This window comes from Actinotalea ferrariae CF5-4 (genome assembly GCF_000603945.1).
GTDB lineage: Bacteria > Actinomycetota > Actinomycetes > Actinomycetales > Cellulomonadaceae > Actinotalea > Actinotalea ferrariae.
Window position 1 is genome coordinate 1 of record NZ_AXCW01000167.1, and the last position, 7,714, is coordinate 7,714.

7 protein-coding genes are annotated in these 7,714 nt (G+C 73.8%); 2 read left to right on the plus strand and 5 right to left on the minus strand.

The window, feature by feature from the left end; genetic code table 11:
- Positions 1-77 precede the first annotated feature (77 nt).
- A complete protein-coding gene (gene pdhA / locus N866_RS13315) occupies positions 78-1,187 on the minus strand; it encodes a pyruvate dehydrogenase (acetyl-transferring) E1 component subunit alpha (RefSeq protein ID WP_034227142.1) in 1,110 nt (369 codons plus the stop codon).
- 153 nt (positions 1,188-1,340) lie between these two features.
- Between pdhA and N866_RS13320 the strand changes: the two genes are divergently transcribed.
- Complete coding sequence (locus tag N866_RS13320) at positions 1,341-1,784, plus strand: Lrp/AsnC family transcriptional regulator (RefSeq protein ID WP_034227144.1); 444 nt, start codon at positions 1,341-1,343, stop codon at positions 1,782-1,784.
- 22 nt (positions 1,785-1,806) lie between these two features.
- Here N866_RS13320 and N866_RS13325 read toward each other — a convergent pair whose 3' ends face one another.
- From N866_RS13325 to N866_RS13340, 4 genes are all read right to left on the minus strand, one after another.
- Entirely contained in the window at positions 1,807-2,868 is a 1,062-nt protein-coding gene (locus tag N866_RS13325; RefSeq protein ID WP_216699451.1) for an ArsA family ATPase, read from the minus strand.
- On the minus strand, positions 2,859-3,116 hold the full coding sequence (locus N866_RS13330; protein ID WP_034227157.1) for a cory-CC-star protein: 258 nt from the start codon (positions 3,114-3,116) through the stop codon (positions 2,859-2,861). The genes N866_RS13325 and N866_RS13330 overlap by 10 nt, the downstream gene beginning before the upstream one ends.
- A 59-nt stretch (positions 3,117-3,175) precedes the next feature.
- Positions 3,176-4,897: a carbon starvation CstA family protein gene (locus N866_RS13335; RefSeq protein ID WP_034227147.1), complete on the minus strand. Its 1,722-nt coding sequence runs from the start codon at positions 4,895-4,897 to the stop codon at positions 3,176-3,178.
- A gap of 217 nt (positions 4,898-5,114) precedes the next feature.
- Entirely contained in the window at positions 5,115-6,359 is a 1,245-nt protein-coding gene (locus N866_RS13340; protein ID WP_034227150.1) for a cysteine desulfurase-like protein, read from the minus strand.
- Positions 6,360-6,579: 220 nt separating this feature from the next.
- On the opposite strand from N866_RS13340, the gene N866_RS13345 reads away from it, so the two are divergent.
- Positions 6,580-7,714, plus strand: a 1,135-nt coding sequence (locus tag N866_RS13345) for a hypothetical protein (protein ID WP_155855366.1), incomplete at its 3' end; no start/stop codon positions are given.

The window sequence follows — 7,714 nt, forward strand, 5'->3', positions numbered from 1 at the left end:
CCCGAAGACGACGACGGTGGGGTCGGCCGTCATCGCGTCGCGCAGGGCGGCGTTGAGCGCGCCCGCCATCGTCGTCTTCACCGGTCTGCCTCCTCGGTGGCGAGCTCGGCGCGCAGGAGGTCCCGCTGGGCGAGGAGCTGGGGGGTGGGGGAGGCGTAGACGTGGGCGAAGAGGTCGTCGGGCTCGCTGGGTCGTGCCCGGGACAGCCCCTCCCGGACGTGCGCGGCGAGCGCCTCGGCCTCGGCGGCGAGGGCCTGCTCGGCCGCGTCGTCCAGGGCGCCCACGTCCCGCAGGTAGGTGCGGACTCGGCTGATCGGGTCCCGGCACTCCCAGGAGCGCACCTCCTCGTCGGTCCGGTAGCGCGTGGGGTCGTCGGCGTTGGTGTGGGCGTGCATGCGGTACGTGTCCGCCTCCACGAGCACCGGCCCGCCGCCGGCCGCGGCGTCGGCGACCGCCCGACCGAGGACGGCGGACAGCGCCGCGACGTCGTTGCCGTCCACGAGGATCCCGGGGATCCCGTACCCGACGCCCTTGCACGCCAGCGACGGCGCGACCGACTGGTGCGCCAGTGGCACGGAGATCGCGTACTTGTTGTTCTGCACGAGGAAGACGACGGGGGTGTGGAAGACGGCCGCGAAGTTCAGCGCCTCGTGGAAGTCGCCCTCGCTCGTCGCGCCGTCGCCGCACAGCGCCATGACCACGGTGTCCTCGCCCCGGAGGCGCGCGGCGTGGGCGACGCCGACGGCGTGCAGGAGCTGGGTGGCCAGCGGCGTCGCCTGGGGCGCGACGTGGTGCGCGGTCGGGTCGAACACGCAGTGCCAGTCACCGCGGAGCCAGGCCAGCACCTCGACCGGGTCCACGCCGCGCGTGGCGACCGCGACGCTGTCCCGGTAGGTGGGGAAGAGCCAGTCGCCGGGTCGCAGGGCCAGCGCGGCGGCGACCTGGCAGGCCTCCTGCCCGTGCGACGACGGGTAGACCGCGAGGCGGCCCTGGCGGACGAGGGCCCCTGCCTGGTCGTCGAACCGCCGGCCCAGCACCATCGCGCGGTAGTGCTCCAGCAGGTCCGGCAGGGGGACGGGGTCGTACCGGTCGTGCGTGACGGGGCTGCCGTCGGCATCGAGCAGCCGCACGGCGTCCAGGGCCGAGCTCCACGTTCCCGGATCCACCGCGGTGCGGTCCGCAGACATGCGCGCCTCCTCGTCGAGTGCTCCCTCGACTATGGCGCGTCATGGTCGGATGGGCGCGGCAGGGCCGGAAACCTCGGACATTTGGCCCGGTCCTTTCCGGTTGTATGGTCGAATGGCCCACGTTCAGGCGGTGCGAGGGAGCGGCGGCGACACATGGACATCCAGCTGGACGAGACGGACCGCCGGATCCTCGACGAGCTGACCCGGGACGGCCGGATGTCGGTGCGCGCCCTCGCCGAGGTGGTCAACATCTCGCGCTCCCACGCCTACAGCCGCCTGGAACGCCTCCAGGACCTCGGTGTCCTCGAGGGGTTCAGCGCGGTCGTGAACCCGGCGCGGAGCGGGCTCGGGACGTCGGCCTACGTCACCCTGACCGTCCGGCAGCACTCCTGGCGCGACCTGAGCGAGCGGCTCCGTCACGTCCCCGAGGTCAAGCACATGGCCCTCGTCGGCGGCGGCGACGTCGACGTGATCCTGCTGGTCCGGACACGGGACAACGAGGCGCTGCGCCGGGTGGTCCTCGACGTCCTCCAGGCCATCCCCGGCGTCCTCTCGACCCACACCTTCCTGATCTTCGAGGACCTGTCCAACCCCTGAGGCGGCTCCGCGCCGGGGCCTGTCAGCGCACGTCGGTGCGCCCGAACCCCAGCACCTCGCCGAAGCGCTGCAGCGCGGCGGCTCCGACCAGGTCGTCCGGCAGCAGCGGGGCCTCCACCCGCGGGGCCTGCGGCAGCGCGTCGTCCAGCGTCCGGAGGTACTGGTCCTCGTGCGCGCGGCGCGCGGCGAGGAGCGGACCGCCGTCGGCGGGGGACCGCTTGTTGACGACGAGCCCCCCCAGGTGGACCCCGGCACGGCGGAGCTGCTCCGCGAGCTCGACCGTCTCCAGCACGGGCAGCCGCTCCGCGGCGAGCACGACGACGAACGCCGTCGCCGCGGGGTCGGTGAAGACCGAGCGCAGCAGCGCGAAACGCGCGCGTCGGCGCAGGAGGACGTCGCGGATCTCCGCGTTCCGGTCGCCCTGCTCCGTCTCCACGGGACCCGCGGGAGCGCCGAGCACCCCGGCGGCGGGGTCGTCCGCCAGGGTCCGTCCCTGCCGGTCCCGCGCCGTGGTGCGGCCGGACACCCCGCGCTCCGCCTCACCGAGCCGGCGGGCACGCTCCTCGCGGCGCAGCAGGCCGTCGGTCCACGTCGTCAGGGTCTCCGGCAGGGCCATGAGGCGCGCGGTGTGGCCCGAGGGTGCGGTGTCGAGCACGAGCAGGTCGTAGGACGCCAGGCTCGCCTCCACCACCTCGGCGACGCGCTCGAGGATGGCGGCCTCGTGCATCCCCGGTGCGTCCCGCGCGAGCGACAGGTGCCGGTCCACCTCTCCGGCGAGATGCGGCGGCATGAGCCGCCGGAGACGCTCACCCACCTGGCGCAGGTGCTCCTCGGTGGTGCGCTCCGGGTCGATCTCGATCGCGTCCAGCCGGGGTGCCAGCGTGGTCCCCGCGTCGCCGACGTCGGCCCCCCACAGGTGGCCCAGGTTGTGCGCCGGGTCGGTGGAGACGAGGAGGACGCGTCGTCCGCGGCGGGCCTCACCCAGCGCGACGGCGGAGGAGACGGCGGTCTTGCCGACCCCGCCCTTCCCCCCGACGACGACGACGCGGCGCGCGGCCACCAGCTCGGGCAGGTTCAGCAGCACGAGACGTGCTCCAGGGGCGAGCGGTCGAGGCCGACGCGCCGGTGCCACTCGTGGACGTCGTCGTAGAGCACCGGCAGCAGCTCCAGCGTGTACCAGCGCGCCGGGTCGGGGACACCCAGGGACTCCGCGAGGACGACCAGCCGGAGGAGGTCCTCCTCGTCGCGGCGCGCCCGGGCGAACGTGCGGCGGTACGGCGCGACGTAGAACTCGGTGAGTCCCCGACCGACGGCGCCCAGGCCGGACCTCACGCGTGCGAGAAGGTCCGGGGAGGGGGCGGTCGCCCCCTCCCCGGACCGACGGGAGGAGGTCACGCGCGCGGTGCTCCGACGCCCGCCGCGGACTCCGGCTCCGGCACGTCACCGACGACCGGGTCCGGCTCGGCCCGCTTGCGCTCGCGGTTCATCGCCTGCGCCGCCTCGACCGCCACCCACAGCGCCGCGACGAAGATGACCACGTCCATGCCGAAGAGCAGCCAGTTCTGCTGCTCGTAGAACTGGACCGCCTGGACGGCCAGCGCGTAGACGGACATGACGAGGACGAACGCCAGCGGCACGAGCGTGTACATCGGGTTGCGACCGGCCCTGATGAGGACGACCGAGATGATCGACAGCGTGAGCGCTGCGAGCAGCTGGTTGGTCGTCCCGAAGAGCGGCCAGATGACCATGCCGCCGGCACCGTCACCGCCCGCGCCGAACGCCAGGCCCAGGCAGAACGCCAGGGCGATGAGCGTGGCGGCGACCGTCCCGACGCGCTTGCCCGCGATCTGGGCCACCTCCTGGACCACGAAGCGCTGGAGGCGGAGCCCGGTGTCCATGGTGGTCGCCGCGAACAGCACGGCCATCGTGGCGAGCACCGTCGCCGACAGCCCGACCGGGATGCCGAGGCCGGTGTTGAGGATCGCACCGCCGCCGGCGACGAAGGCCCCGACGCCCCCGCTGCCGAAGGCGCTGTAGACGGCCTCCCAGTCGGCCAGGGTCGCGAAGCCGGCCGTCGCGGCGATGATCGCGCCGAGTGCGAGCAGGCCCTCGCCGACCGAGCCGAAGTACCCGACGAACCGGGCATCGGTCTCCTTGCTGAGCTGCTTGGAGCTCGTGCCCGAGGAGACCATCCCGTGGAAGCCCGAGATCGCACCGCACGCGACGGTCACGAACAGCAGCGGGACGATGCTCGGGGTGTTCTCCGGCAGGTTCGTGTTGAACGCCGGCGCCACCACGGTCGGGGACGCGATCACGACCGCGGCGAAGAGGATGCCCAGGCCGATGAACAGCTGGAGGCCGTTGATGTAGTCGCGCGGCTGCAGCAGGACCCACACCGGCAGCATCGACGCGATGCCGGCGTAGACGAACAGCACGACGATCCAGAAGGACGCGGCGGGCAGGCCGAGCACCGTCTCGGGGAGCACGACCGGGACACGGTCGCCGATCACGATGAGCGAGTACAGGACGAGGACGCCGCCGATCGACGGCCAGAGGAGCCCGACCTTGAACCGGTAGATGAGCTGGCCGATGACCAGGGCCACCGCGATGGCGCCCCAGGTGGGGATGACCGCCGTCGGGGTGGACACGAGCAGTCCCGAGATGACGACGGCGAAGGCCGCGTTGACCATGAGCAGCAGCAGGAAGATGACGACCAGGAAGAGGTTCCGTCCCCGCGCGCCGATGTACCGGCCCGAGAGGGAGCCCATCGACTGACCCCGGTGCCGGGCGCTGGCCCAGAGGGCGCCGAGGTCGTGCATGCCGGCGAAGAAGACCGTCCCGAGCGTGACCCAGATGAAGGCGGGGAGCCAGCCCCAGATGACGGCGATCGCCGGGCCGACGATGGGCGCGGCACCCGCGACCGACGTGAAGTGGTGGCCCCAGAGGACGAACTTGTTCGTCGGCACGTAGTCGACGCCGTCGTTCATCTGGTGCGCCGGCGTGCGGTAGTCCGGATCCAGGCGGAGGACCCGCCGTGCCAGGTGCTTGGAGTAGAAGGCGTAACCCAGGGCCATCGTCCCCACGCCGACCACAAGAAGGACCAGTGAGTTCATCTCACTCCTCGTCTAGCGGAGGTCGCACCTCATCGTGCTTCCGCGCGCCGCCCCCCAGCGGCAGACCCGCGACCTCCTTGTGCGGGCTTGACGCGCGGCAGGTTAACAGCAGGGAATTCTGACGACCAGTAGGTGATCAAACGGCGAACGGCCATGATCGACGGTCCGGAGGAGGGGGCTCGCCCGTCAAAGTGACGCAAAAACGGTCATTCTCACGTCACGGACGCACCGCTCGCAGACCCTCGACGAGGCGCTCGACGTCGTCGTGGTCGGTGTACGGCGCCAGGCCGACCCGTACCGCACCGGCGTCGCCCAGCCCGAGGTGGCGGGACGCCTCCAGCGCGTAGAAGGAGCCGTTCGGCGCGTTGACGCCCTGGTCCGCGAGGTGCTGACGTACTCGGGCGTCGGGGACGCCGTCGACGCGCAGCAGCACCGTGGGGGTGCGGCGGCGCGCGCGGGACCACGACGAGATCCCACCCAGCTCGGCCAGGCCGGCCTCGAGCCGCGCGAGCAGCCGGTCCTCGTGGGCCTCGACCGCCGCCATGCCGGCCAGCACCCGCTCGCGCCGCGTCGACCCGGTGCCGCCGAGCGCCTCGTCGCCGAGCCCCGCGACGACGTCGACCGCCGCCGTGCACCCGGCGAGCAGCTCGTAGGGCAGGGTGCCCAGCTCGAACCGCTCCGGGACGGCGTCCGTGGACGGCAGGAGCTTGGCGGGCCGCAGCGTCTCCAGGAGCGCCGGGTCGGCGGCCATGACGCCGAGGTGCGGACCGAGGAGCTTGTAGGGCGAGCAGAGGTAGACGTCGGCGCCGAGGGCGGCGACGTCGGTCGGGGTGTGCGCGGTGGCGTGCACCCCGTCGACGACGAGGAGCGCCCCGGCGTCGTGCGCGACGCGGGCGATCGTGGGCACGTCGGGTCGGGTCCCGATGAGGTTGGACGCGGCCGTCACGGCGACGACGCGCGTGCGCTCGCCGACGACGGCCGCCACCGCCTCGGTCTCCAGCTCGCCGCTCGTCGGGTCGAAGTCGGCCCACCGCACCGTCGCCCCGGCCCCCTGGGCGGCGAGCACCCACGGCCGGATGTTCGCGTCGTGGTCCAGCCTGCTCACGACGACCTCGTCGCCCGGCCCCCAGCCCGCCGCGAGCGTCCGCGCCAGGTCGAACGTCAGCTGGGTCATGCTCCGCCCGACGACGACGCCGCGGGGGTCCACCCCGAGGAGGTCGCCCAGCGCCGCGCGGGCGCCCACCACGACGTCGCGGGCGCGCCGCTCGGCACGCGTCACGGTGCCGACGTTCGCGGTCGCGGAGGTCATCGCGTCGGCCACGGCCTGCGCCACCTCGAGCGGCACCTGCGAGCCGCCCGGCCCGTCGAAGTGGGCGGCTCCCTCGGCGAGGGCGGGGAAGCGGGAGCGGAAGGCGGCGACGTCGTAACCGCGCCCGGCAGGTCCTGGTGAGGGGGTCGTCATGGGGGCAAGTGTGCCGCCGGCCCCGTGAGCGGTCGCGGGCGGACGCGCGGGGATGACGCCGGGGGAGGTCGGTGGGGCGGCCGTTCACGGAGACGCCAGAGCCGTGATCTTCGTCATGTTCAGGTCGTCGCTGTGCCATTTCCCCGCCCGCGGTTCGTAACCTGAAGGGGCCGGGACCCCGGCGCCCCCACCGAACCCGAGGGCCGACATGACCTCCCGCATGCCGACCGACCGTCCCGCCCTGCACCGCTCCCTCGCCGCCGGCGCACGCCCGCGGCTGCGCCCGACGGCCGACCGTCGACCGGCCGCTCGCGTCGCCGCGGCGACCGCCCTGGCCCTCTTCGGCGGCGTGGTCGTCGCCGGACCGGCCGCCGCTCACGCGCGGTGGTTCGCCGACCCGGCCGCCGGGGGTGACTGGGGCTTCTTCTTCTCGCCCGTCCCGCTGCTCCTGACGGCTGCCGTCGTGGCCGCTGCCGTGGCGTGGCGGCTCGTCGCGCGGCGCCTGCCCACGCCGGAGCTGCCGTTGCTGGCCCCCCTGGGCCGGCTCGCCCCCTACGTCCCCCGCCTGCTGGGCATCCACATGGGCGTCTCGCTGCTGGCGTACTCGGTGACGGGGGCGTTCCTCACCCCGTCGCTGCCGCTCGACGAGGTGCCCGGTGGCGTGTTCGCCGGTGTCGTCCAGGCCGCCGTCGGGATCTGGCTCATCACGGGCGCGCGGCTGCGCGTCGCCGCGCTCGGGGTGGTCCTGCTCGGGCCGCCCGTGCTCCTGGCAGCGGGTCCGGTCGCGCTGCTGGAGACGGCCGACACCCTTGCCGTCGCCCTCTTCCTCGCCGTGCTGCCGCCCTCGGACCGCACCTTCGGGCGGGTCACGCCGAGCGACGCGCACCTGCGCTGGGCCGTGCTGCTCGTGCGGGTGTTCGTGGGCGTCGCGCTCATCACCCTGGCGTTCAGCGAGAAGCTCACGAACCCGGACCTGGCGCGGAACCTCCTGGCGGAGCACCCGGAGATGAACCTGCCGGAGGTGCTCGGCCTCCCGGTCCCGCTCGACGTGTTCATCGCCTTCGCGGGCGCGTCGGAGATCCTCTTCGGCCTGCTGATCCTGTCCGGGGCTCTGCCGCAGGTGACGGTGCTGGTCGCGCTGGTCCCGTTCAACCTCACGCTGCTCGTCTTCGGGACCACGGAGCTCATCGGGCACCTGCCCGTCTACGGCGTGTTCCTCGCCCTGCTCGTCTACGGCTCGGGCCGGCGCACCGCCGCGGCCCTGCCGTGGTTCCCGGGCCGCGCGGACGTGCGGGACGCCCGGACCGGGCTGCGGCGCGCCGTCGCCGACGGCGTCACCGCAGCCCGGGGGCTGG